The organism is Nocardia sp. NPDC127606 (assembly GCF_042671725.1).
Classification (GTDB): domain Bacteria; phylum Actinomycetota; class Actinomycetes; order Mycobacteriales; family Mycobacteriaceae; genus Nocardia.
This window is the reverse complement of sequence record NZ_JBHXWQ010000003.1, coordinates 635,300-657,654: the sequence shown is the minus strand read 5'-3', so window position 1 is coordinate 657,654 and position 22,355 is coordinate 635,300. Positions and strand designations below refer to the sequence as shown.

Here is a 22,355-nt window from a genome sequence, read left to right as displayed (position 1 = left end):
CTGCACGCCATCAGTGGTCGAATCGTCGTGCGGCGGTGACGAATCGGGCGATCGCATCGGGATTTCCCGCTGGATGGGTGTGCAGGTAGGAGGCGTGTACCTGGCGGACCACAGCGCCTTCGGCGACGGAACCCGTTGCGCGCCATCCCCAGGCGGGGTTCTCCGCGCCGGTGTGGACCAGGCGGGTGCGGTGGAATTCGTGGCCGCGCACCCGGGACCCGGCTCGCCACAGCGCCGAGTCGTGCAGCGCGACGGCATCGCGGTAGCCGAGGGTCAGGCGCGGGCCGAACTCGGCGTCGGCGTCGATGACTCCCGCCATCCGATGACCGTCGAGGGAGCGCGTGAGGTAGAGCAGGCCCGCGCACTCGGCGTGGATCGGCAAGCCCCTCGAGGCACCGTCGGCCACGGCGGCGCGGAGGCGCTCGTTGGCGGACAGTTGCCCGGCGTGCTCCTCCGGGAAACCACCGGGAAGGACCAATCCCGCTGTGCCGACGGGGAGTTCGTCGGACAGTGGATCGAACACCACCACCCGGGCACCGGCGGCGACCAGCAGTTCCCGATGCTCGGCATAGCCGAATGTGAAGGCGGGACCGCCCGCCATCGCGATCAAGGGATCTCTGCCCGAGACGACGCCGGACCCCGCGTCCGTTGCGCGCGTGTCGTCCGCGCTGCCGTCGCCCGCGGAACTTGTTCCGTCCGTGGCGTGTTCAGCGGCCGCGGCCAGCTCGACCTGCGGATCCCACGCGGCGCCCGGCACCGACCCGCCGGCCAGCGCGACGATCGCGCGCAGATCCACGTGTGCCGCGACGAGTTCGGTCATGGCGTCGACAGCGGCGGTGGCGGCGGAGCCGTGTTCGACGGCGGGGATGAGGCCGAGATGGCGGGAGGGAACTTCCAGTTCGGCCATGCGGGGCAGCGCGCCGAGAACGGGCAGGCCGACGCGGTCGCAGGCCGCGCGCAGTACTTGTTCGTGGCGTTCGCTGCCGACGCGATTGAGGATCACACCGCCGAGGCGGACCGAGGAGTCGTAGGTGGCGAAACCGTGCAGGAGCGCCGCGAGACTCTGGGAATGACCGCGGGCGTCGACCACCAGGACCACCGGCGCCCCGAGCAGCCCGGCCACCTGCGCGGTGGAACCCTCGGCGATCGGGTCGCTGCGGTTTTCGTCGATCCGGCCGTCGAACAGGCCCATCACGCCTTCGACGATGGCGATATCGCAGCCCTGCGCGCCGTGCCGATACAGCGGCACCACCCGATCATCGCCCACCAGAACGGGATCCAGATTGCGCCCCGGCCGCCCGGCCGCGAGCCCGTGGTAGCCCGGGTCGATGTAGTCGGGTCCTACCTTGAACGGCGCCACCTGATGCCCGGCCCGCCGCAGCGCGCCGATCAGCCCGGTGGCCAGCGTGGTCTTCCCGCTGCCCGACGCCGGGGCTGCGATCACTACGGCGGGAGCACTCACCATTCGATACCGCGTTGGCCCTTACGACCCGCGTCCATCGGGTGCTTGACCTTCGTCATCTCGGTGACGAGGTCGGCGGCCTCGATCAGGGCCGGGGGCGCGTCACGGCCGGTAATGACGACGTGCTGGTTGCCGGGGCGGTGGGTGAGGGTGTCGACGACCTCGTCGATGTCGACCCAGCCCCATTTGAGCGGGTAGGTGAACTCGTCGAGAACGTAGAAGCGGTGCTGTTCGGCGGCGAGGCGGCGCGAGATCTCCTGCCAGCCGGACAGGGCGGCGGCCGCGTGGTCTTCCTCGGTGCCGTGCTTGCGGGTCCAGGACCAGCCTTCGCCCATCTTGTGCCACTCGACCGCGCCACCCGCGCCGGTCTCCTCGTGCAGGGTGCCCAGGGTGCGGAAGGCGGCTTCCTCGCCGACCTTCCACTTCGCGCTCTTCACGAATTGGAAGACCGCCACGTCGAAGCCCTGATTCCAGGCCCGCAACGCCATTCCGAACGCCGCGGTGGACTTGCCCTTGCCCGGCCCGGTGTGCACGGCGAGCACCGGCTGGTTACGCCGCTGCCGAGTGGTCAGACCGTCCTCGGGGACGCTCTCCGGAACACCTTTGGGCACAGAAACTCCTCTTCTCGACGCACGCGATGTGCGCGTTCTGCACGACCTCGCGGTCGATCTCTGTCGCACGCCGGCGCGCTCGAATATCGAAGCCCGCCCCGCAACCAGTACCTCTCGGGCCGGCCACGCGTACCGGTTCGTCACCTTTCTATCAGGGTGCGCCCGGCGCACTCACAGGGCTCGACCCCTACGCCGGACGGCTGGGACCTTTATGCAGCGCGGGCGGGCAGACCGGTCGCCCGGACCACGTCGGCGACTGTCTCGCCGGTGAGTTCGGTCAAGCGCAGGTAGCGGGCGCGCAGGTCACGAGCGAGTTCGGCGGCGAGGCCGAGACGGATCATGCCGCGCTCGCAGTCGATGACCATGGCGGTGTGTCCTTGCGCGGCCAGCAGCCTGGCGGCGGTGCGAGCCCGTGGCAGCGGGTCGGTGCCGCCGGTAGCACGGCCGTCGGTGAGCAGGACCACCATCGGGCGGCGGCGGGGGTCGCGGACGTGTTCACGGGCGATCACCTCGCGAGCCTTCTGCAAGCCCGCGGCGAGTGGCGTCTTACCGCCGGTGCGCATCCCGGCCAGGCGGCGAACGGCGATGTCGACCGACGAGGTGGGAGGCAGGACCAGTTCCGCTTCAGTGCCGCGGACACTGATCACGGCCACCTTGTCGCGGCGCTGATAGGCGTCGCGCAGCAGGGTGACGATGGCGCCGGTCACGGCGGTGAGGCGGTCGCGGGCGGCCATCGAACCGGACGCATCGACGACGAAAACGACCAGATTGCCTTCTCGGCCTTCGCGATACGCGCCGCGCAGGTCTTCTGTTTCCAGAGCGAGCGGGCCGCTGAACCTGCCACGCTCGAACTGCTTCGGTGCGGCCGCGAAGACCGTGCCGAGCAGGTGCAGGCCGGTCGACGGGTCGGCGTCGGGGCGGACAGTCCGGCCGGTCCGGGTCCGGGCGCGCGAACGGCGACCGGGAGCGCCTTCGCCGATACCGGGGACCTCCCAGCGGGGCGCGGGCTTGGCCGCCGAAGTCGGTGTGCCCGAGAGCTTTTCGGGCCCGGGGCGCGCACCGTTGCCTGCGTTGTCCTGACTCGAGCTGTCGGAGCGGTCGCCGTCGGCACCGCCACCGCCCGGTCCGCCGTTGTCGGGACCGCCGTCAGGTCCTCGATCGTCCGGGCCACCGCCGTCGGGGCCACCATCGTCCTCGGGGCCGTCGTCGGGATCAAGGCCATCCGGACCGCTTTCGCGACCGCTGCCCCGCGACCGCTCGTCATCGAGGCCACCGTGGTCGACGGAGTCACCGCCGTCAGCGTCGAGTTCGCCCGCGTCGCGACGACCGTCCCCTTCGTCAGCCGATCCCCGCGGACCGTCGAATTCCTCATCCCCCGAGGCCTTGTCGACCTCAGCGGCCGCGGCGTCCATCGCCTCGTCGAGCTGCTGCTCACTGATCCCGGGCTCGTCGAACGGATCCCGCCGACGACGGTGCGGCAGCGCGAGTTCCGCGGCGATCCGCACATCGTCCTCGGTGACCCGATCCCGTCCGCGCCACGCCGCGTGCGCGGTCGCGGTCCGGGCGACGACGAGGTCGGCGCGCATCCCGTCGACATCGAACGACGCGCACAGCGCCGCGATCCGGCGCAGCTCCGCATTGTCCAGCGCGACTTCGGGCAACCGGTCGCGGGCGGTCAGAATGCGTTCGGCCACCACCTGATCGGCGTCGACATAGCGGGCGGCGAACGCGGCCGGGTCGGCCTCGTAGTCGAGGCGGCGGCGCACCACCGCCATCCGCACGTCGACCTCGCGTGAGGCCGCCACGTCGACGGTGAGCCCGAACCGGTCGAGCAGCTGCGGGCGCAACTCGCCCTCTTCGGGGTTCATCGTGCCGACCAGCACGAACCGCGCCGGGTGCGAGTGCGAGACACCGTCGCGCTCGACGTGCACGCGCCCCATCGCCGCCGCGTCGAGCAGCACGTCCACCAGGTGGTCGTGCAGCAGGTTCACTTCGTCCACGTAGAGCACGCCGTGATGGGCCGCGGCGAGCAGCCCGGGACGAAACGCCTGCTCCCCGTCGCGCAGCACCCGCTCGAGATCGAGTGAGCCGACGACCCGGTCCTCGGTGGCGCCGACCGGCAACTCCACCAGCCGGGCGGGCCTTGCCCCGGTCTCGTCGACCACGGGCGGCAGCAACTGCGCGAGCGCGCGCACCACGGTCGACTTCGCCGTGCCCTTCTCGCCTCGCACCAGCACCCCGCCGATCCCGGGGTGCACGGCCGACAAGATCAACGCCAGCTGCAGCCGCTCCTGCCCCACCACAGCGGAGAACGGGAACCCCGCCTCACCCGCCGCGCGTGCGGCGGTGTGCGGACCAGCGGCGACATCAGCAAAACCAGGCACACCCCAACTGTATGCGCGCGGCATTCCCGGCCCTCACCCCGGGCATCGACGGACGAGGTACCGCCTCAGCCGCGCCGCATCGGCACGTGCATGATCCCGTCGTCGTCGTATTCCGGCCCGTCGACGGCGAAACCGAACTTCGCGTACATGCCGACCAGGTGCGACTGGGCATCCAATCGCACAGTGGCCGTACCGGTTTCGGCCAGCGCGGCCTGCATCAGCCGGGTGGTGTACCCGTGTTTGCGAGCGGACTGCGCGACGCAGACCCGGCCGATGCGATAGCCGGTGGTCCCGTCGACGGACTCGTCGAGCAGGCGCAAGGTGGCGAGCACGGAACCGTCGTCGAGCCACAGATGCCGCGTCGTCGCCAGCAGGTCACGCCCGTCCAGCTCGGGATAGGCGCATTCCTGCTCGACGACGAACACCTCGACCCGCAGCCGCAACAGCCGGTAGAGGGTGGCGGCGTCGAGATCCGCCGCCCACGCCCGTCTCAGTTCGGCGCTCACACCTGCGCGTAGCTCGGGACCTGCTCGTTCGCAGGCGCGGTGTTGCGGTCCAGCTTCAGCGACTTGCTGGTCCAGTCCCACACTTCCTGGAACAGGGCCTGGTTCTCCGACAGCTTCTGGCCGAGGGAGGGGATCATCTGCTGCAGCTGCGGCGTCCAGCCGGTGTACTGCTCCGGGAAGCACCGCTGCATCACGTCGAGCATGGCGGTGACACAGGTCGACGCGCCCGGCGACGCACCGAGCAGACCGGCGATGGAGCCGTCCTCGGCGGAGATGACCGCGGTGCCGAACTCGAGCACGCCACCCACACCCTTGCGGCGGATGACCTGCACGCGCTGACCGGCGGTGATGAGCTCCCAGTCGCGGCCCTGCGCGCGCGGCAGGAACTCCCCGAGCACGCCCACCTTGCCGTTCTGCGACTTGAGCAGCTCTTCGACCAGGTACTTGGTCAGGCCGAGCTCGGTGAGACCGACGCCGACGAGCGAACCGATGTTGTTGGGCTTGATCGACTTGAACAGGTCGGCGTTGGAGCCGTCCTTGAGGAACTTGGGCGTCCAGCCGGCGTAGGGGCCGAACAGCAGGCCCTTCTGGCCGTTGATGACGCGGGTGTCGAGGTGCGGCACCGACATGGGCGGCGCGCCGACGGCGGCCTTGCCGTAGACCTTGGCCTCGTGCGCGGCGATCAGCTCCGGGTTGGTGGAGCGCAGGAACTGGCCGCTGATCGGGAAGCCGCCGAAGCCCTTGGCTTCCTTGATGCCGGCCTTCTGCAGCAGCGGCAGCGCGCCACCACCGGCGCCGACGAAGACGAACTTCGCGTTGATGGTGCGCGACTGGTAGGTGCGCAGGTTGCGGACGGTGACGTTCCACGACCCGTCGGACTGCTTGTCGAGGTCGCGGACCTCGGTGCCGAAGGCGATCTCGCCGCCGGAGTAGCCGATGTAGGCGAGCAGCTGCTTGGTGAGCGCGCCGAAGTCGATATCGGTGCCGCCGTCGGACCAGTTCAGTGCGACCGGGTCGCTGAAGTCGCGGCCCTTGGCCATCAGCGGCAGGCGCGCGGCGAACTCGTCGGGGGTGTCGATGTACTCCATGCCGCGGAACAGCGGGTGCGGCGACAGCGCCTCGTAGCGCTTGCGCAGGTAGTCGACGTTGTCGGCGCCGTGCACGAAGCTCACGTGCGGAATGGGGTTGATGAAGCCCGCGGGGTCGTCCAGCACGCCGGTGTCGACGGCGGAGGCCCAGAACTGGCGCGAGACCTGGAAGCGCTCGTTGATGTCGACGGCCTTGCTCACGTCGACCGAGCCGTCGGCGTTCTGCGGGCTGTAGTTGAGCTCACACAGCGCCGAGTGGCCGGTACCCGCGTTGTTCCACGGGTCGCTGCTCTCCGCGGCGGCGGCGTCGAGCCGCTCGAACACCGAGATCGTCCAGTCCGGCTGTAGCTGCCGCAGCAGCGCGCCCAGCGTGGCACTCATGATGCCTGCGCCGATGAGAACTACATCGGTCTTTTCACTCTTCGCAGCGTTCGGCACGGGTAGATCGACTTCCTTGTCCTTCTCAGCTACCCACCGGCAGGTGAGTTCGCTTGGCGCGGGCGCTTTGGCGGTGTTCATGCGACTCGCGGTGAATCGCCGGGAGGTAGGTTACCCGTCGTTCACCTGATGCCAATTGTGCACCTCAGCTGAGCACAGTTCTGCAACGGACCTCCCGAATGTGATGAAAAGCAAGCCTGCACGTGGCCGCGACCCCGGGATAGATTGAGCAGTGTGACGAAAGAAACCCTCGCCGATCGAACCGACGAGCAGTGGCAACCCGATGTCCTCGGCACCGCCTATCAACAGCGGACCCTCCCGCTCGGTATCGACCCCGACGGTGAGGGCGAGGTGGTGGCCACGCTCGTGCGCTATCTGCCCGATGCCGCCGCACCGGCGGTCGAGCCGACCGTGCTCTACGTGCACGGGTTCACCGACTACTTCTTCCAGGAGCACCTGGCCGAGCACTTCGCGGCGCGAGGGCACCGGTTCTACGCGCTCGACCTGCGCAAATGCGGGCGCTCGCGGCGAGAGGGGCAGAGCGCTCACTACGTGAGCGACCTGGCGCTCTACGACGCCGAGTTGACCGAGTCGCTGCGGATCGCGCGCGAGGAGACCGGCAACGATGTGCTGATCGTCGCGCATTCGACCGGTGGCTTGATCGTGCCGCTGTGGTTGGACCGGCTCGAGGCGGCCGGTGGCAGCGCGGCGGCGGGCGTGGCCGGGGTCGTCCTCAACAGTCCCTGGTTCGACCTGCAGGGACCGTCCTTCTACCGCACCGTCGGCACCCCCGTCATCAACGCGGTGGGCAGGTTCCGCGCCTTCGCCCAGCTGCCCGCCGGCGTCAGCACCGCGTACGGCGACAGCCTGCACACCAGCCGCTCGGGTGAGTGGGATTACAACCTGGACTGGAAGCCGCTCAGCGGCGAACCGGTGCGGCTGGGCTGGCTGCGCGCCATCCGCCAGGGACACGCTCGCCTGCATCAGGGCCTGACCATCGGCGTGCCCGCGCTGATCCTGCGCTCGCGGATCACCAAGTTCGCCCGCGAGCACTCCCCCGCGGTCGACGTGGCCGATGCCGTGCTCGATGTGAAGCAGATCCAGCGCTGGGCGGGTTGCCTGGGCGAGCGCACCTCGATCGTGCCGATCGACGGCGCCCGCCACGACGTGTTCCTGTCCTCGGAAGCCGTGCGCGCCAACGCGTTCCAGGAAACCGACAACTGGCTCGACTGGCTGGCGGCCTACCGCAAGTCCTGATCCGGACAGACGATCACCAGGCTCGCGCGCAAGCATCGCCCTAATGGCGATCCGCGGCAGAGCCTGGTGATCTCGGCCGCGCCTACCAGAGGCTGGTGCGCAGAACGATCTCGGTAGCGAATTCGTGGCCCGCTTCGGTGGCGATGTTGTCGACTTCCAGTGGGACGACCCGGAATTCGCCGTACACGTAGCGGCCGGAGGCGTCGGCGGTGGCGCGGGGCAGGCCCTTGGTGACCAGCATCGTGACGGGCAGTTCCAGCGGCGGACAGGTCGCGTCGGGGACTCGGCCGTCGGCGTCGGGAACGGCCGGGTGCCCGTGGTCGGCGACGACCAGGCTCATGAACCGGCCGAACCGGCCCGCGCACACCCGCCACGCCAGCTCCGCGCCCGACCCACGCCCCGCGACGTTGACGTAGGGCAGTTCGAGCTCGTCGAGAATCGCGCGCACACCCGCCGGATCGAGGCCCTCGACAGACTCCACCACGATGGTCTGCAAGTCGGACTCGTGCAGCCGCGTGCACACCTTGTCGAACACGTCGGCAGGGTCGTCCGCATCGGGAAGCAGCAGCACATTGTGCCGCGAAGAAGGTCCGTCGACCCGCACCGTCCAGGCCTGGTCACCGACCGTGATCTGCCGAGATTTCATGCCGGGTTACGGTACACGTCCAGCCTGAACAACGCGGCCTGTTCCGGCGCGCCCTGCCGATCTCCACACCCCCGTGTACTGGGCATTCACTGCCAGCGATGCCGAAATTGCCAAACCTGTCACAACGCCGACCCCACCGCTGTGAGGAGACCGGCCGCACAGCGGGTGATCCGCTGAAGCACGGGTCACGGCTCCCACACGGCTCGGACGCCTCGCTCCGATGTGCGCTAACCGCGCGCGACCTCGGTCGCCCACCGATAGTCGGCTTTGCCTGCAGGGGTTCGCTTGATCTCGACGACGGTACTCATCGAGCGCGGTACTTTGTATCCCGCCAACGACGTTCGGCAGTGCTGCTGGACTTCGTCGAGCGTCAGGGCAGGCGCGTCCGGGTAGGTGGCGATGACAGCGGCCACCTTCTGCCCCATGCGCTCGTCGGGTACCGGGACGACGAGCGCGTCGGCGATCGACGGGTGGGCGTGCAGCACGGCCTCGACCTCTTCGGCGAACACCTTCTCGCCGCCGGTATTGATGCATTGCGAACCACGCCCGAGGAACACGATGGTGCCGTCGGCTTCGACGCGTCCCATGTCACCCAGGATCGACATCCGCGTGCCGTCGACGCGGGTGCGGAAGGTGCGGGCGGACTTGTCCTCGTCCTTGTAGTAGCCGAGCGGAACATTGCCGACGCGGGCGATGTACCCGATCTGGTCGCTGCCCGGCGCGATGTCGGCGAGGTCCTCGTCGACGAGCAGCATCGTCGATGACGACGGCATGCGCAGGTTGCCCGCCTCGTCGACGGTGAAGGCGCCGTCGTTGCCGGATTCGGAGGCCCCGAAGTTGTCCCGCAGCAACAGATCCGGCTTGACCGCCAGCATCCGTTCGCGCACCCCGACCGACCAGATCGCGCCACCGGAGGTGATCGAGAACAGCGAGCTCAGGTCGATCTGGCCCTGACGGCGTTCCATCTCGTCGACCAGCGGTAGCCCCATGCCATCGCCGACGATGAGGATCACTTGGATTCGCTCCCGCTCGATCGCCTCGACGACGCGTCGCGAGTCGAAGTCGCGCATGAGCACCACGCGGGCGCCGAGCGTGAAGAACGTGAACAGCGAATACAGGGCCGCTCCGTGCATGAGCGGCGCGGCGATCAAGAAGGACAGCTCCGGAAACTCCTTCGCGGCGGCGGCGATCTCGGCGAGGTCGGCGCGTGGGTCGGTGCCGTAGGGATTTCCGCCGGAGAGCGGCTTGCGGAAGAAGTCGTCGTGGCGCCACATCACGCCCTTCGGGTATCCGGTGGTGCCACCGGTGTAGAGCACGTACAGCTCGTCTCCCGTCCGAGGCGCGAACTCCACTGCGGCAGAGTGTGTTTCGGACTCGGCGAAGGAAACCACGGCAACCGATCGAGCGGCCGCGGCGGTGCGCAGCTCGTCGTCGAGCGCACCGATCACGATCACCGTGCGGACCAGCGGGCATGCCGCGAGGAGCTCCGCCAGCGTTCGCTGGTGCTCCGGCAGTTCGACGATGACGGCGGCCGAGTCCGAATTCGTGAAGATGTACTCGAGTTCGGCGGGCGTGTAGCGGTAGTTGACGTTGATCGGCACCGCGCGGATCTTGATCAGGCCGAGGAGTGCATGGACGTGCTCGACGCTGTTCTTGAGGAACAACGAGACATGCTCACCCTCGCCGATGCCCGCCTGCGACAGCATCGCCGCCACCTTGTTCGCCTCGCTGTCGAGCTGGGCGTAGGTGACGTTCTCACCCTCATAGGTCAGCGCGACACGGTCGGGAACGGCCGCAGCCACCGTTTCGAAGACGTCCGCCAGATTGAACTGCACAATCACTCCTCGTAGACCATCGGCATCGACTACACACCGCCGTGAACACGTTCTACTTCTCGGCCGACGCTGACGCAGTCAGACCTTTATGAGCTCGGCCTGGACTCCAGCAATCGGTGCCGCCAATAGTAGAACAGGTTACAAAACAGTGGTGCCGGATCCACGTACTCGCCACAACGGCGCCGCGTGGACGGTGCGGCAGGACGGGCCGTACACCACCGCGTCCGCAGCTGTCGGCGCCAGGATCACCGGGAGGTTCGGATGACCGGGATATCGGCCGGGGCGCCGTCGCGGATCAGGTGTTCCAGCGCCGCGAGGTCGACGTGTTGCTCGACGAGGTCGGCGAGAAGGTCGAGTTGCGCGGATCGGACGGCCGCGACCGAAGTGTCGGGGGCGACGGTGAAGCCGGTGCGCCCGGCTCTGACGGCTACTTCGGTGAGCCAGGTGCGGCGGAACTCGTCGGATTCGAGCAGTCCGTGGACGTGGGTTCCCCAGACCGCTTCTCGCGCACTGCCTTCCGGGTTGCCCTCGACCGTCAGCCAGGAGGGGTCGTCGGTGCGGGTGACCCTGCCGTGGTGGATCTCGTAGCCGTGCAGGGGATCCGGGCCCGCGATGCCGGACACTTGCCGGGCGATCTTCGGGTTCGCGAATTCGATATCGAGATCGAGTAGACCGAGGCCCTCCACCACGCAGGGCCGCGCGGTCACCGATTCGGGGGCATCGGCTCGTCCCACCACCGCTGTGTGCTCGACGCCGTCGACGATACGGGCGCCGAGCATCTGGTAGCCGCCACAGATACCGAGAACGGGGCGCCCAGCGGCGGCGCGGGTTCGCAGAGCGTCGGCTATTCCGTTGGCGCGCAACCAGTTCAGGTCGGAAATCGTCGACTTGCTGCCGGGAACGATCACGAGGTCGGCGGTGGCCAGCTGGTGGGGGCTGTCGGCCCAGCGGACCGAGACGCCGGGTTCGCAGGCGAGAGCCTCGATATCGGTGGAGTTGGAGATTCGCGGGAGGCGGACGGCGGCCACGGTGAGCCAGTCGGTGCCGTGCGGCGGGCCGGGACGGCCCACGGGGGCGCCGGAGATGGTGCCGAGCGAGTCTTCGGCATCGAGCCAGAGGTCGTCGGCGAAGGGGAGGACGCCGAGGGTGGGGCGGCCGGTCAGCGCGACGAGTTGGTCGAGGCCGGGTTGCAGCAGGGACACGTCACCGCGGAACTTGTTGATGAGAAAGCCCGCGATGAGCTGCTGGTCTTCGGGTTCCAGCACGGCGACGGTGCCGAACAGGTGAGCGAGGACGCCACCGCGGTCGATGTCGCCCACCACCAGAACCGGAATATCGGCGGCACGCGCCAACCCCATGTTCGCGAGATCGGTGGCCCGGAGGTTGATTTCGGCCGGGGATCCCGCCCCCTCACAGATCACGACGTCGAATTCGTCACGTAACGAGGCCAATTCGGCCGCGACGACCTCGCGCAGTTCCTGCCTGCGAGTGAAATAGTCACGCGCGCCGACGGTTCCGACAGCGGTGCCGCGAACCACCAGCTGCGAGCGGCGATCGCTACCGGGCTTCAACAGCACCGGGTTGAACCGCACGCTCGGCTCCAGCCCACAGGCTCGCGCTTGCAGAGCCTGCGCGCGCCCGATCTCCCCGCCGTCGAGGGTGACGACCGAGTTGTTCGACATGTTCTGCGCCTTGAACGGCGCCACCCGCACCCCGCGCCGTGCCAGCATCCGGCAGATACCCGCCACCACGACGCTCTTCCCGGCGTCGGAGGTGGTACCCGCGATCAACAGCGCGCCGCGCAGGGGCGCGCTCACGGCAGCGTGAGAATTTCCGCGCCCGTGTCGGTGACCACCAGTGTGTGCTCGAACTGCGCGGTCCACTTGCGGTCCTGGGTGACCACGGTCCAGCCGTCGTCCCAGATGTCGTAGTCGATGCCGCCGAGATTGATCATCGGCTCGATCGTGAAGGTCATGCCGGGCTCGATCACCGACTCGATGTTGGGCTGGTCGTAGTGCAGCACCACCAGGCCGCTGTGGAAGGTGGGGCCGACGCCGTGGCCGGTGAAGTCGCGCACCACGCCGTAGCCGAAGCGGTTGGCGTAGGCCTCGATGACGCGGCCGACCACGTTCAGGGCGCGGCCCGGCTTGACCGCCTTGATGGCCCGGTTGGTGGCCTCTTCGGTGCGCTCGACGAGCAGGCGCACCTCCTCGTCGACATCGCCGGCCAGGAAGGTCTTGTTGGTGTCGCCGTGCACGCCGTGGATGAAGGCGGTGACGTCGATATTGACGATGTCACCGTCTTCGACCACCGTCGAGTCGGGGATGCCGTGGCAGATGACCTCGTTGAGCGAGGTGCAGCAGGATTTGGGAAAACCCTTGTAGCCCAGCGTCGACGGGTAGGCGCCGTGGTCGCACATGTACTCGTGGGCGATCCGGTCGAGCTCGTCGGTGGTGACGCCGGGCACCACGGCCTTGCCCGCCTCTTCGAGTGCGCGCGCCGCGATCTTGCCCGCGATCCGCATTTTCTCGATGGTCTCGGCGGTCTGCACCCAGGGCTCGTTGCCCTCGTTCGCGGTCTTCTTCCAGACGTATTCGGGCCGCTCGATGGAGCGGGGGACTTCCCGGATCGGCGACTGGGTGCCGGGAACTAGTGGCTGGCGGGTGCGCACGGACATAAGGGCAGTGTATCTATGCGCGCAGATCTCCGTGCGTCACAGCCCGTGCACTCGGCGGGCATTCCGCGACGCCGGGGACGGCTGTGCGTCAGGCCACAGGCTCCAGCCGGACGATGATGCCCTTCGACGTCGGCGTGTTGCTGATGTCGGCGACACTGTCGAGCGGAACCAGCACATTGGTCTCCGGGTAGTACGCGGCCGCCGAACCACGGCTGGCCGGATATCCCACGGCGACGAACCTCTCCGCCCTCCGCTCGGTGCCGTCGTGCCAGATGCTCACGATGTCGACCAGGGCACCGTCGGCGATCCCCCGCTCGGCCAGGTCGTCGGGGTTGACCATCACCACCCGTCGGGCGTTGTGGATGCCCCGGTAGCGATCGTTGCCCGCGTACGGAATGGTGTTCCACTGATCGTGGGACCGCAGTGATTGCAGCACAAGGTATCCCGGCGGCGCGTCGATCATGTCGAAGTCGTTGCGGGTGAACTCGGCCTTACCGCTCACGGTGCGGAAGATGCCCTTGTTGACCGGATTGACCAGCAGCATCCCGCCCGGCGCGGTGACCCGTTCGTTGAAGTTCTCGAAGCCGGGCACGACCCGGGAGATACGGTCGCGCACGGTGCTGTAGTCGGCGACGAATTCCTCCCACGGAATCGTGGACTCCGCCCCCAGCGTGCTGCGCGCCAACCGGGAGATGATCGCGATCTCGCTCAGCAACTCGGGCGATGCCGGGTCGAGGCGCCCCCGCGACGTGCGGACCTGGCTCATCGAATCCTCGACCGTGTAGAACTGCTCGCCGGTGGCCTGGATATCGCGATCGCTGCGGCCCAGCGTGGGCAGGATCAGTGCCGTCTCGCCGCAGACCGTGTGGGAGCGGTTGAGTTTGGTGGAGATCTGCACGGTCAGCGAACACTGCCGAAGGGCCGCCTCGGTGACCTCGCTGTCGGGCGTGGCCCGGGCGAAATTGCCTGCGACACCGACGAATACCTTCGCCTTGCCGTCGCGCATGGCGCGGATGGAGCCGACCGCGTCCAGCCCGTGGGCCGCGGGCGGGGTGAAGCCGAACTCGGTGCCGAGCGCGTCCAGGAACGACTGCGGCATCCGCTCCCAGATGCCCATGGTGCGGTCGCCCTGGACATTGCTGTGCCCGCGCACCGGACACACCCCGGCGCCGGGGCGACCGAGGTTGCCGCGCAGCAGCAGGAAGTCGACGATCTCGCGGATCGTGGGCACACCGTGCTTGTGCTGGGTCAATCCCATCGCCCAGCACACGATGACCTTCTTGCTGGCCAGTACCTGCCGGTGCACGGCCTCGATCTCCTCGCGCGTCAGCCCGGTGGCGGTGAGCGCGTGCTCCCAGCTCACTGTCCTGGCGTGCTCGGCGAAGGCATCGAAACCGCTGGTGTGCGCGGCGATGAACGCGTGGTCGAGCACCGTGCCCGGCGCCGCGTCCTCGGCGTCGAGGAGCAGCTTGTTCAGCATCTGGAACAGGGCCAGGTCGCCGCCGGGGCGGATCTTGAGGAAGATATCGGCGATCTCGGTGCCGCGCCCGAGCACGCCGCGCGCCTTCTGCGGGTTCTTGAACCGGATCAGCCCGGCCTCGGGCAGCGGGTTCACCGCCACGATCTTGCCGCCGTTGCGTTTGGTCTCCTCGAGTGCCGACAGCATGCGCGGATGGTTCGTGCCGGGGTTCTGGCCGACGACGAAGATCAGGTCGGCTTCGTAGATGTCCTCGAGGGACACACTGCCTTTGCCGACACCGATGGTCTGCGCCAACGCGGAACCGCTCGACTCGTGGCACAGGTTCGAGCAGTCGGGCAGGTTGTTGGTGCCGTAGGCACGGGCGAACAGTTGCAGCAGGAACGCGGCCTCGTTGTTGAGCCGCCCCGAGGTGTAGAACAGGGCCTCGTCGGGGCTGTCGAGCCCACGGAGTTCGCCGGCCAGCAGGCCGAACGCCTCGTCCCAGCCGATGGGCTCGTAGTGCGTGGCGCCGGGCCGCTTCACCATCGGCTCGGTGAGCCTGCCCTGCTGGTTGAGCCAGTAGTCCGACATGGTGTCGAGCTCGGCGACCGGATGCTCGGCGAAGAACTGCCGGGTGACGCGGCGGGTGGTGGCCTCGTCGTTGATGTGCTTGGCGCCGTTTTCGCAGTACTCGTTGAGGTGGCGGCGCTTGGGCTCGGGCCACGCGCAGCCGGGACAGTCGAAGCCCTTGGTCTGATTGATGTTCAGCAGGGTGAGCACGGTGCGGGCCGGGGAGTTCTGCGAGAGCGAGTACTCGATCGCGTGTGCCACCGCGGGAACGCCGACCGCCCAGGTCTTGGGCGGGGTCACGCTCAGATCATCTTCTGGGTCCTCGATCGAGGTCATGTGTCAGCTTCTCTTCAGTTCTGCGGCACCGCGCGTTCGGCATATCCGACAAAAGGCTTCTCACATTGTCCACCCTTGTCAAAGCGGAAAGCCCGATCACCTGATAGGTGTCGGCTATCGGGCTTTCCGCCACCGTGTGACTCAGTCCGGTGCCGGCTCGAAGACGCTGCTGCCGTAGACGTCCTCGGCGGTGAGCGTGATGAGGTCGGACTTGCCCAGTGGCCGGTCGAGCGCGACCAGCCTGCGGGCCTGCCGCAGCCGGCAGCGTTCGATCGCGTTGCGCACACTGCGCGCGTTGGAGAACCTGGGCTGCTCCATGCGCAGCGTCAGGTACTCGGCGAACGCCTTGTGCGCGTCGTCGTCGAAGGCGAATCCTTCCGACTCCACCATCAGTCCCGCGATCTGGGTCAGTTCCGCATGGTCGTAGTCGGCGAACGTGAGGTGGTGCGGCACCCGGGAACTCAGGCCGGGATTGGCGGCGAAGAAGGTCGCCATCCGATCGGGGTAGCCGGCGAAGATCACCACCAGATCACCGCGCTCGTTCTCCATCTCGGTGAGCAGGATCTCGATGACCTCCTGCCCGTAGTCCCGCTCGTTCTCGGGCCGGAACAGGTAGTAGGCCTCGTCGATGAACAGCACTCCCCCGGCCGCGCGGGCGATCGCCTCCTTGGTCTTGGGCGCGGTATGGCCGATGAACTGGCCGACCAGGTCGTCGCGGGTGACGGTGTGCACGCGCGGCGCCCTGATGTAGTCGAGCGCGTGCAGGATGGCCGCCATCCGCAGCGCGACCGTGGTCTTGCCGGTGCCGGGACCGCCGGTGAAGCTCATGTGCAACGTGGGTCGGGTGGTGGTGAGCCCGAACCGGCGGCGCGCCCGGTCGACCTGGAGCAGCGAGGCGATCTCGCGGACCCGGCGCTTGACCGAGGCCAAGCCGACCAGCTCGGCGTCGAGTGCGGCCAGGGTGTCGCTCACCCTGGCCGCGGCCTCGTCGGCCGAGAGATCGAGCACCTCGTCGTCGCCGAGAATCGCGGGCTCGGCCGCGGCCTCGTCGACCGCCGTGGTCTGCGCCGTGCCGCCTGCCGAGGGCCGGTGGAACCCGAATCCCTTTGGTGTGTCCATCAGTTCACTCGCCCGCGTACCGATCGCCGGACGGACGGGCGGTGGCGTAGGACTTCACCGAGTACCGCTGGGTGCGGTCGGGGCCCTCGACGCGTTCGAGCAGGAAGCCGGGCTCGTGCGCCGGTCGCTGGACGAGGAACGACATCGCGGTGGACTGCCTGCCCAGGGCCGCGTCGTAGGCCAGCAGCCGGATGTAGTGCTGCGGGAAGGTGGCTCGGCAGTCCGCGAGCTGGGCGAGCACGCCGTCGGGTTCGGCCAGGTCGAACATCGGCAGCCCCCACATCTCCCAGTAGACGTTGCGTGGGTGCGGGTCGTCGGTGTACTCCAGCGAGACCGGCCAGCCGTGATCGAGGGCGTACTTCACCTGGGCCGCGATCTCGTCGTCGGTGAGGTCGGGCAGGTAGGAGAAGGTTCCGTAGCGCAGTTTCATCGGGTGCTCCTGGTCAGATCGAGGGCACCGGAGTCGCCACCACATCGGGGGCGTCGGTGCTGGTGTAGTCGAAGGTGATGTCGCCCCAGGTGTCCAGGGCCGCCTGCAGCGGGGTGCAGTGTTTGGCCGCCCTGCGCAGCACGTCGGGTCCTTCGATCAGCAGATCGCGACCTTCGTTGCGCGCCTTGACCACTGCCTCGAGCGCCACCCGGTTGGCCTCGGCGCCCGCGGCGATGCCGTACGGGTGCCCGATGGTGCCGCCGCCGAACTGCAGGATCACGTCGTCGCCGAAAAGGTCGAGGAGCTGGTGCATCTGGCCCGCGTGGATGCCGCCGGAGGCCACCGGCATGACGCCGGGCATCGAGATCCAGTCCTGATCGAAGAAGATGCCGTTGCCGAGATTGCGGGGGACATCGTTGTCGCGCAACGTGTCGTAGAAGCCACGGGTGGTGGCCGGGTCGCCCTCGAGCTTGCCGACGACGGTGCCCGCGTGCACGTGGTCGACACCCATCAGCCGCGACCACTTCGCGATCACCCGGAAGCTCACGCCGTGCGTCTTCTGCCGCGTGTAGGTGGAGTGCCCGGCCCGGTGCAGGTGCAGCAGCAGGCCGTTCTCGCGGGCCCAGTGCGCCATCGACTGGATGGCGGTGTAGCCGATGGTGAGGTCGATCATCACCACCACGCTGCCGAGCTCCTTGGCGAAGTTCGCCCGCCGGTACATCTCCTCCATCGTTCCCGCGGTGACATTGAGGTAATGGCCCTTGATCTCGCCGGTTTCGGCCATCGCCCGGTTCACCCCCTCCATCGCGTAGAGGAAGCGGTCCCGCCAGCGCATGAAGGGCTGGGAGTTGATGTTCTCGTCGTCCTTGGTGAAGTCGAGGCCGCCGCGACAGGCCTCGTAGACCACGCGCCCGTAGTTGCGGGCCGACAGGCCCAGCTTGGGCTTGATGGTGGCGCCCAGCAGCGGGCGGCCGTACTTGTTGAGCATCTCCCGTTCCATGACGATGCCGTGAGCGGGGCCCTGGAAGGTCTTGGTGTAGGCGACGGGGATGCGCATGTCCTCCAGGCGCAGGGCCTTGAGCGGCTTGAAACCGAAGACGTTGCCGATGATCGAGGAGGTCAGGTTCGCGATGGAGCCTTCCTCGAAAAGGTCGATGTCGTAGGCGATGTAGGCGAAGTACTCACCCGGTCTACCGGGAACCTCGTCGACCTGGTACGCCTTGGCCTGGTAGTGGCTGTTGGCGGTGAGCCGGTCGGTCCACACGACAGTCCAGGTGGCGGTGGACGATTCGCCCGCGACGGCCGCCGCGGCCTCGATCGGGTCGACGCCGTCCTGGGGGGTGACCCGGAAGACGGCGAGCACGTCGGTGTCCTTGGGGATGTAATCGGGGTTCCAGTAACCCATCCCGGCGTAGCTCTGTACGCCCGGATCCCAACGCTCTTTGGTCGCCGCGCCGTCGTTGTCGATCGTCGTCATCGCCGTTCCTTTCGGGTCACGCCTATGAAGCACTTTCAGTGTGTGGGCGTAACTGTTCAGCGACAATGGAATGTTTCCTGATCATTGTTAAGACATCATTGAACGATGTTCGCCAGCCCCGACCTGCCCGCGGCCGCCACCTGGGGTCGGCTGCGCACCTTTCTCGCCGTGTACGACACCGGAAGTGTGCGTGCCGCCGCGCAGACGTTGCATGTGACGCCGCCCGCGGTGTCGGCCGCGATCGCCGCGCTCGAAGACGCACTGGGCACAACGCTTTTCGGCAAGTCCGGCCGGGGCATCGTGGCGACCGACTCGGGTGAGATCTTCGCCGGGTACGTGCGCAAGCTGCTCGGGCTGCTCGCGGAGGCGGCCGGGGCGGTGCACGACGCCGATCGCGGGCGGGTGCGGATCGGCGCGGTCGCGACGGCCAGTGAGTACGTGCTGCCCGCGCTGATGGCCACCTTCGCCCGAGCCCATCCGCACGTGGAACTGTCGCTGTCGGTGCTGACGCGTGGCGAGCTGTTCGCCCGCGCCGCCGACCACGTCTTCGATATCGCCATGGCCGGTCGACCGCCGCGGGGCTCCGGGCTGGTCACCGCCGCCCAGCGGGCCAACCGGCTGTTGCTGGTCGGGCGGCCCGGACTGGTCGACGATCCGCTCACCACGCCCTGGCTGCTCACCGGGATCGGCTCCGGCACCCGCGACACCACGCTGTCGTTGCTGAGCCGGTTGCAGGCCGCGCCACCGCTGCTCACCCTCGGCACCTCGGGCGCCGCCGTGGCCGCCGCACGCGAAGGACTCGGAGTCACGCTCGTGCACGAGGAGGCGGCGCGTGAGCAACTCGCCTCGGGGGAACTGGTCTCCTACGGCGTGCCGGGAACACCTCTCGACCGGCCGTGGCACGTCTGCACGACCCAGGAACCGACCTCGGCGACCCGCATGTTCGTGGCGCACCTGTGCGATCCGGACCAGGTGGGCGCGGCCGCATTTCACACCCGGTCTCGCCCGAAGGGGTGAGGACGGCGGCGACGGGGCTCTCTCATGCTGGTCGTCATGACGACACTCCCCGCCACCGCCCTCGCCGACATCGCCCAGCAGCTGACCAGCGGCGGCCGCGGCATTCTCGCCGCCGACGAGTCGATCAAGACCATGTCATCGCGCCTGGAACAGGAAGGGGTTCCCGCGAGCGCGACCGCCCGGCGCGACTACCGCGAACTGCTGCTCACCGCCGACGGCCTGTCGGAACGGATCAGCGGAATCATTCTCTGCGACGAGACCTTCGGCCAGGATCTCGCCGACGGGCGCCCGTTCCCGATCGCGGCGCGCGAACTCGGCATCCTGCCCGGCATCAAGGTCGACACCGGCACCACCGCGCTCCCCGGCCAGGGCGGTGCGCTGATCACCGAGGGCCTCGACGGGCTCGGCGCACGCCTGGCCTCCTACGCGGATCGAGGGGCGGCGTTCGCCAAGTGGCGGGCGGTGTTCGACGTGCACACCATCACCCCCTACTCCGCCGCCGCGAACGGGCACGCGCTGGCCCGCTACGCCGCGCTGTGTCAGCAGCACGGCATCGTCCCCATCGTCGAGCCCGAGGTGCTGTGCACCGGCGACCACGACCTCGCGGCCTCGGCGAAGGCGACACGCCTGGCCCTGAGCGCGGTGTTCACCGAACTCGTCGACGCCGCGGTGGATCTCGGCGGCATCGTGCTCAAGCCCAACTTCGTCACCCCCGGCCTGGACGCCGCGGCCGTCGCGCCCGCCGACGTCGCGGCCGCGACCTTCGCGGTGTTGCGTGAGCTGGTGCCCGCCGAGGTGGCGGGCATCGCGTTCCTGTCCGGTGGGCATCCCACCTCGCGGGTGTGCGCCTTCCTGAGCGAGCTCGCCGCCCTCGACGGGCGGCCGTGGCCTGTGACATTCTCCTTCGGACGCGCGCTCGTGAGCGCGGCCCTGCACACTTGGGGTGGAACGAACTCCGAAGTTCCCGCAGCACATCGTGTTCTGCTCCAGAACTGCCGCAATGCCTCTGCTGCCGCCGAGCACGCCGCGTAGGCGGGTCCGCTCGGCAGCCGTCCTGAGCGCGGCGGCAACGCGCAGCAGCGGCGCTACCCCTCGGGCACCGCTGCTGCGTCCGTTGGCCGATGCCCGCCGCTACTTCAGCGGTAGTTCCACCAGCACGGTGGTTCCGCGTCCCCGCATCGATTCCACGCGCAGCGAGGCTTCGATCAGGGCACAACGTTCCGCGATCGAGCTCAGACCGAAATGCTGTTCGCCGTCGGCGTCGGCACGCTGCGCTCGCTGCGCTGCCGGGTCGAAACCCTCACCGTCGTCGGAACATCCGAAGATGACCGAGTCACCGACCCGGCGCAGGGAAAGCACGATCCGTTGCGCACCAGCGTGTTTCACCGCATTGGCCAGCGCTTCCTGGGCGATCCGGTACAGGGTGGCGGCGGCGTGGTCGGGGATGTCGTCGATGGCGGCGGCGTGATCGACGAGGAATTCGATCGTCGGCGGCCCTTCGCCACTCACCGTGCGTACCAGCGATTCGATCGCGGCGACCAGGCCGAGGTCGTCGAGGACGAGGCTGTGCAGGCCCGAGATCGCCGCCCTGGTCTCGTTGTAGGCGAAATCGGCCAGCTCGCGGGCGCTGACGAGTTCGGCGCGGGCCCTGGCGAGGTCGCGCAGGCTGGCCTCGTCGGTGACGTCGACGTGGGCGACGAGTTCGGAGACGGTGAGGTCGGCGGCGGACAGGTGGAACGACATCGAGGCAAGGGCGGTGGTGACGCCGTCGTGGAGATCGAAAGCGATGCGCCTGCGTTCGGCCTCCTGAGCGGTGATCGCCTGCTCGACCAGGCGGTCTCGCTCGGTGCGCTGCCGGTTGACGGTGCGGAACAGCCGCTGCGCGTGCAACCACAGGCCCAGCACGCCCGCGTACTGTTGTGCGGCGTCGAGGTCGTGCTGCCCGAACGGGTCACGGGGACCGCGGTGCACGGCGAGCACGCCGACCACGTCGCCTTCCAGCCCCGGCAGCGGCAAACACATCCGCGCGACCGTCTGTTGCGGTTCCAGACGTAAAAGCCTGCGGTGCAGGGCGTTACGTGGCGAGTCGTCGTCGAGCAGTACCGGCGTACGGGTGCGGGCAACCAGCCCGGTCACCCCGAATCCGACCTGCAACCGCAACGAGCCCGCCGAGGGATGGGAAGGCCACAGATCGACGATGCTCAGATCCTGGCCGTCGACGGCGTAGAGCAGCACACCGTCGGCGCCGAGCAGTGGCGCCAGCTCCGCCGCGGTGGGCACCGCGCCGCCCGCGAAGCTCACCGGAACAGCCCCTCCCGCAACGCGACCGCGATCGCCCCGCTGCGATCGGACACCCCCAGCTTGCGATACAGCCCGCGAATATGGGTTTTCACGGTGTCCTCGCTGACCACCAGCTTGCTCGCGACCGCACGATTGGAATGGCCGGAGACCAACAGCCCCAACACTTCCGACTCACGCTGGGTCAGGCCGAGGTGCGCGCCGGACCAGAACTGGCCCGCGCTGAGCCGAGCCGCGGCCAGCGCCACCCGACCGGCCAGTGCGGCGTCGACCACCGTCTCGCCTTCACGGACGCGGCACAGCTGGGCGACGAGTTCGCGCCCGTCGACCCGCTTGAGAATGTAGCCCGACGCCCCGACCCGCAGCGCCTGGTACAGGTAGTGCTCGTCGTCGTAGACGGTCAGCAGCACGACCTTGGTCTCGGGATACTGCAGGGTGATCTGGCGGCACAGATCCAAGCCGCTGGCCTTGCCGATACGAACATCGCACAGGACGATATCGGGCCGATGTTCGGCCACCATCCGCAGCGCGGCGGTGTCGGAGGTGGACTGGCCGACGATCACCACGTCGTCGGGAAAGTGTCCGAGCATGGCGTCGAGCCCGTGCAGCACCATTTCGTGATCGTCGACGAGCACAAGCTTCAACGGGGTCGGAGGTAACTCCGGCATGGCTCCACCCTACGGCGAGCGGCAGCGGGGTTACGGGCATTGACGAGATCTCACCCGGGCCCCCACCCCCGAGGGGG

Annotated in this window: 18 protein-coding genes; 3 read left to right on the top strand and 15 right to left on the bottom strand. The window is 68.6% G+C overall.

Translation table 11 applies throughout. From position 1 onward, the window contains the following. Nucleotides 1–10: 10 nt before the first annotated feature. From ACFVJ5_RS18665 to mqo, 5 genes are all read right to left on the bottom strand, one after another. Nucleotides 11–1,465, bottom strand: a complete 1,455-nt coding sequence (locus ACFVJ5_RS18665) for a cobyrinate a,c-diamide synthase (RefSeq protein ID WP_379221564.1) — start codon at nt 1,463–1,465, stop codon at nt 11–13. After that, entirely contained in the window at nt 1,459–2,073 is a 615-nt protein-coding gene (gene cobO, locus ACFVJ5_RS18660; protein WP_378761942.1) for a cob(I)yrinic acid a,c-diamide adenosyltransferase, read from the bottom strand. The genes ACFVJ5_RS18665 and cobO overlap by 7 nt, the downstream gene beginning before the upstream one ends. A 209-nt stretch (nt 2,074–2,282) precedes the next feature. Beyond that, nucleotides 2,283–4,376 (bottom strand): VWA domain-containing protein, encoded by a 2,094-nt coding sequence (locus tag ACFVJ5_RS18655; protein WP_379221915.1) that lies wholly within the window; start codon nt 4,374–4,376, stop codon nt 2,283–2,285. Between the two features lie 146 nt (nt 4,377–4,522). Further along, on the bottom strand, nt 4,523–4,963 hold the full coding sequence (locus ACFVJ5_RS18650; protein ID WP_379221562.1) for a GNAT family N-acetyltransferase: 441 nt from the start codon (nt 4,961–4,963) through the stop codon (nt 4,523–4,525). Next, a complete protein-coding gene (gene mqo, locus ACFVJ5_RS18645) occupies nt 4,960–6,570 on the bottom strand; it encodes a malate dehydrogenase (quinone) (protein ID WP_379221560.1) in 1,611 nt (536 codons plus the stop codon). The genes ACFVJ5_RS18650 and mqo overlap by 4 nt, the downstream gene beginning before the upstream one ends. Before the next feature lie 153 nt (nt 6,571–6,723). Here mqo and ACFVJ5_RS18640 point away from each other — a divergent pair, with 153 nt between their 5' ends. Continuing rightward, nucleotides 6,724–7,746 (top strand): alpha/beta hydrolase, encoded by a 1,023-nt coding sequence (locus tag ACFVJ5_RS18640; RefSeq protein WP_379221558.1) that lies wholly within the window; start codon nt 6,724–6,726, stop codon nt 7,744–7,746. Nucleotides 7,747–7,828: 82 nt separating this feature from the next. Here ACFVJ5_RS18640 and ACFVJ5_RS18635 read toward each other — a convergent pair whose 3' ends face one another. From ACFVJ5_RS18635 to ACFVJ5_RS18600, 8 genes are all read right to left on the bottom strand, one after another. Further along, nucleotides 7,829–8,392 (bottom strand): alpha/beta hydrolase, encoded by a 564-nt coding sequence (locus tag ACFVJ5_RS18635; RefSeq protein WP_378626468.1) that lies wholly within the window; start codon nt 8,390–8,392, stop codon nt 7,829–7,831. 227 nt (nt 8,393–8,619) lie between these two features. Next, nucleotides 8,620–10,227, bottom strand: a complete 1,608-nt coding sequence (locus ACFVJ5_RS18630; protein ID WP_379221556.1) for an AMP-binding protein — start codon at nt 10,225–10,227, stop codon at nt 8,620–8,622. 245 nt (nt 10,228–10,472) lie between these two features. Next, nucleotides 10,473–12,044 (bottom strand): cobyric acid synthase, encoded by a 1,572-nt coding sequence (locus ACFVJ5_RS18625; RefSeq protein WP_379221555.1) that lies wholly within the window; start codon nt 12,042–12,044, stop codon nt 10,473–10,475. Then, nucleotides 12,041–12,904, bottom strand: coding sequence for a type I methionyl aminopeptidase (gene map, locus ACFVJ5_RS18620; RefSeq protein ID WP_379221553.1), 864 nt, complete (start codon nt 12,902–12,904; stop codon nt 12,041–12,043). Before map ends, ACFVJ5_RS18625 begins: the two co-directional genes overlap by 4 nt. Before the next feature lie 88 nt (nt 12,905–12,992). Continuing rightward, nucleotides 12,993–15,269 (bottom strand): FdhF/YdeP family oxidoreductase, encoded by a 2,277-nt coding sequence (locus tag ACFVJ5_RS18615; protein WP_379221551.1) that lies wholly within the window; start codon nt 15,267–15,269, stop codon nt 12,993–12,995. 141 nt (nt 15,270–15,410) lie between these two features. After that, nucleotides 15,411–16,388 (bottom strand): AAA family ATPase, encoded by a 978-nt coding sequence (locus ACFVJ5_RS18610; protein ID WP_379221549.1) that lies wholly within the window; start codon nt 16,386–16,388, stop codon nt 15,411–15,413. A 4-nt stretch (nt 16,389–16,392) separates the two neighbouring features. Next, nucleotides 16,393–16,818, bottom strand: coding sequence for a ribulose bisphosphate carboxylase small subunit (locus tag ACFVJ5_RS18605; RefSeq protein ID WP_063004317.1), 426 nt, complete (start codon nt 16,816–16,818; stop codon nt 16,393–16,395). Between the two features lie 13 nt (nt 16,819–16,831). Continuing rightward, nucleotides 16,832–18,295 (bottom strand): form I ribulose bisphosphate carboxylase large subunit, encoded by a 1,464-nt coding sequence (locus ACFVJ5_RS18600; RefSeq protein WP_379221547.1) that lies wholly within the window; start codon nt 18,293–18,295, stop codon nt 16,832–16,834. Between the two features lie 105 nt (nt 18,296–18,400). Between ACFVJ5_RS18600 and ACFVJ5_RS18595 the strand changes: the two genes are divergently transcribed. Both ACFVJ5_RS18595 and ACFVJ5_RS18590 read left to right on the top strand, forming a co-directional pair. Continuing rightward, on the top strand, nt 18,401–19,312 hold the full coding sequence (locus ACFVJ5_RS18595; RefSeq protein ID WP_379221545.1) for a LysR family transcriptional regulator: 912 nt from the start codon (nt 18,401–18,403) through the stop codon (nt 19,310–19,312). Between the two features lie 36 nt (nt 19,313–19,348). Then, nucleotides 19,349–20,344, top strand: a complete 996-nt coding sequence (locus ACFVJ5_RS18590) for a class I fructose-bisphosphate aldolase (RefSeq protein ID WP_379221544.1) — start codon at nt 19,349–19,351, stop codon at nt 20,342–20,344. Nucleotides 20,345–20,443: 99 nt separating this feature from the next. Here ACFVJ5_RS18590 and ACFVJ5_RS18585 read toward each other — a convergent pair whose 3' ends face one another. Then, the gene (locus ACFVJ5_RS18585; protein ID WP_379221542.1) at nt 20,444–21,613 is read right to left on the bottom strand and encodes a GAF domain-containing sensor histidine kinase; all 1,170 of its coding nucleotides are present in this window, start codon (nt 21,611–21,613) and stop codon (nt 20,444–20,446) included. After that, nucleotides 21,610–22,278 (bottom strand): response regulator, encoded by a 669-nt coding sequence (locus ACFVJ5_RS18580; RefSeq protein ID WP_379221540.1) that lies wholly within the window; start codon nt 22,276–22,278, stop codon nt 21,610–21,612. The genes ACFVJ5_RS18585 and ACFVJ5_RS18580 overlap by 4 nt, the downstream gene beginning before the upstream one ends. Between the last annotated feature and the right edge of the window lie 77 nt (nt 22,279–22,355).

What these genes read in the sequence shown, in the direction of transcription:
- mqo (WP_379221560.1), bottom strand. Translation starts at nt 6,570, where the DNA reads ATGAACACCGCCAAAGCGCCCGCGCCAAGCGAACTCACCTGCCGGTGG.
- ACFVJ5_RS18635 (WP_378626468.1), bottom strand. Translation starts at nt 8,392, where the DNA reads ATGAAATCTCGGCAGATCACGGTCGGTGACCAGGCCTGGACGGTGCGG.
- ACFVJ5_RS18610 (WP_379221549.1), bottom strand. Translation starts at nt 16,388, where the DNA reads ATGGACACACCAAAGGGATTCGGGTTCCACCGGCCCTCGGCAGGCGGC.
- ACFVJ5_RS18595 (WP_379221545.1), top strand. Translation starts at nt 18,401, where the DNA reads ATGTTCGCCAGCCCCGACCTGCCCGCGGCCGCCACCTGGGGTCGGCTG.
- ACFVJ5_RS18600 (WP_379221547.1), bottom strand. Translation starts at nt 18,295, where the DNA reads ATGACGACGATCGACAACGACGGCGCGGCGACCAAAGAGCGTTGGGAT.
- ACFVJ5_RS18590 (WP_379221544.1), top strand. Translation starts at nt 19,349, where the DNA reads ATGACGACACTCCCCGCCACCGCCCTCGCCGACATCGCCCAGCAGCTG.
- ACFVJ5_RS18605 (WP_063004317.1), bottom strand. Translation starts at nt 16,818, where the DNA reads ATGAAACTGCGCTACGGAACCTTCTCCTACCTGCCCGACCTCACCGAC.
- ACFVJ5_RS18615 (WP_379221551.1), bottom strand. Translation starts at nt 15,269, where the DNA reads ATGACCTCGATCGAGGACCCAGAAGATGATCTGAGCGTGACCCCGCCC.
- map (WP_379221553.1), bottom strand. Translation starts at nt 12,904, where the DNA reads ATGTCCGTGCGCACCCGCCAGCCACTAGTTCCCGGCACCCAGTCGCCG.
- ACFVJ5_RS18580 (WP_379221540.1), bottom strand. Translation starts at nt 22,278, where the DNA reads ATGCCGGAGTTACCTCCGACCCCGTTGAAGCTTGTGCTCGTCGACGAT.
- ACFVJ5_RS18665 (WP_379221564.1), bottom strand. Translation starts at nt 1,465, where the DNA reads ATGGTGAGTGCTCCCGCCGTAGTGATCGCAGCCCCGGCGTCGGGCAGC.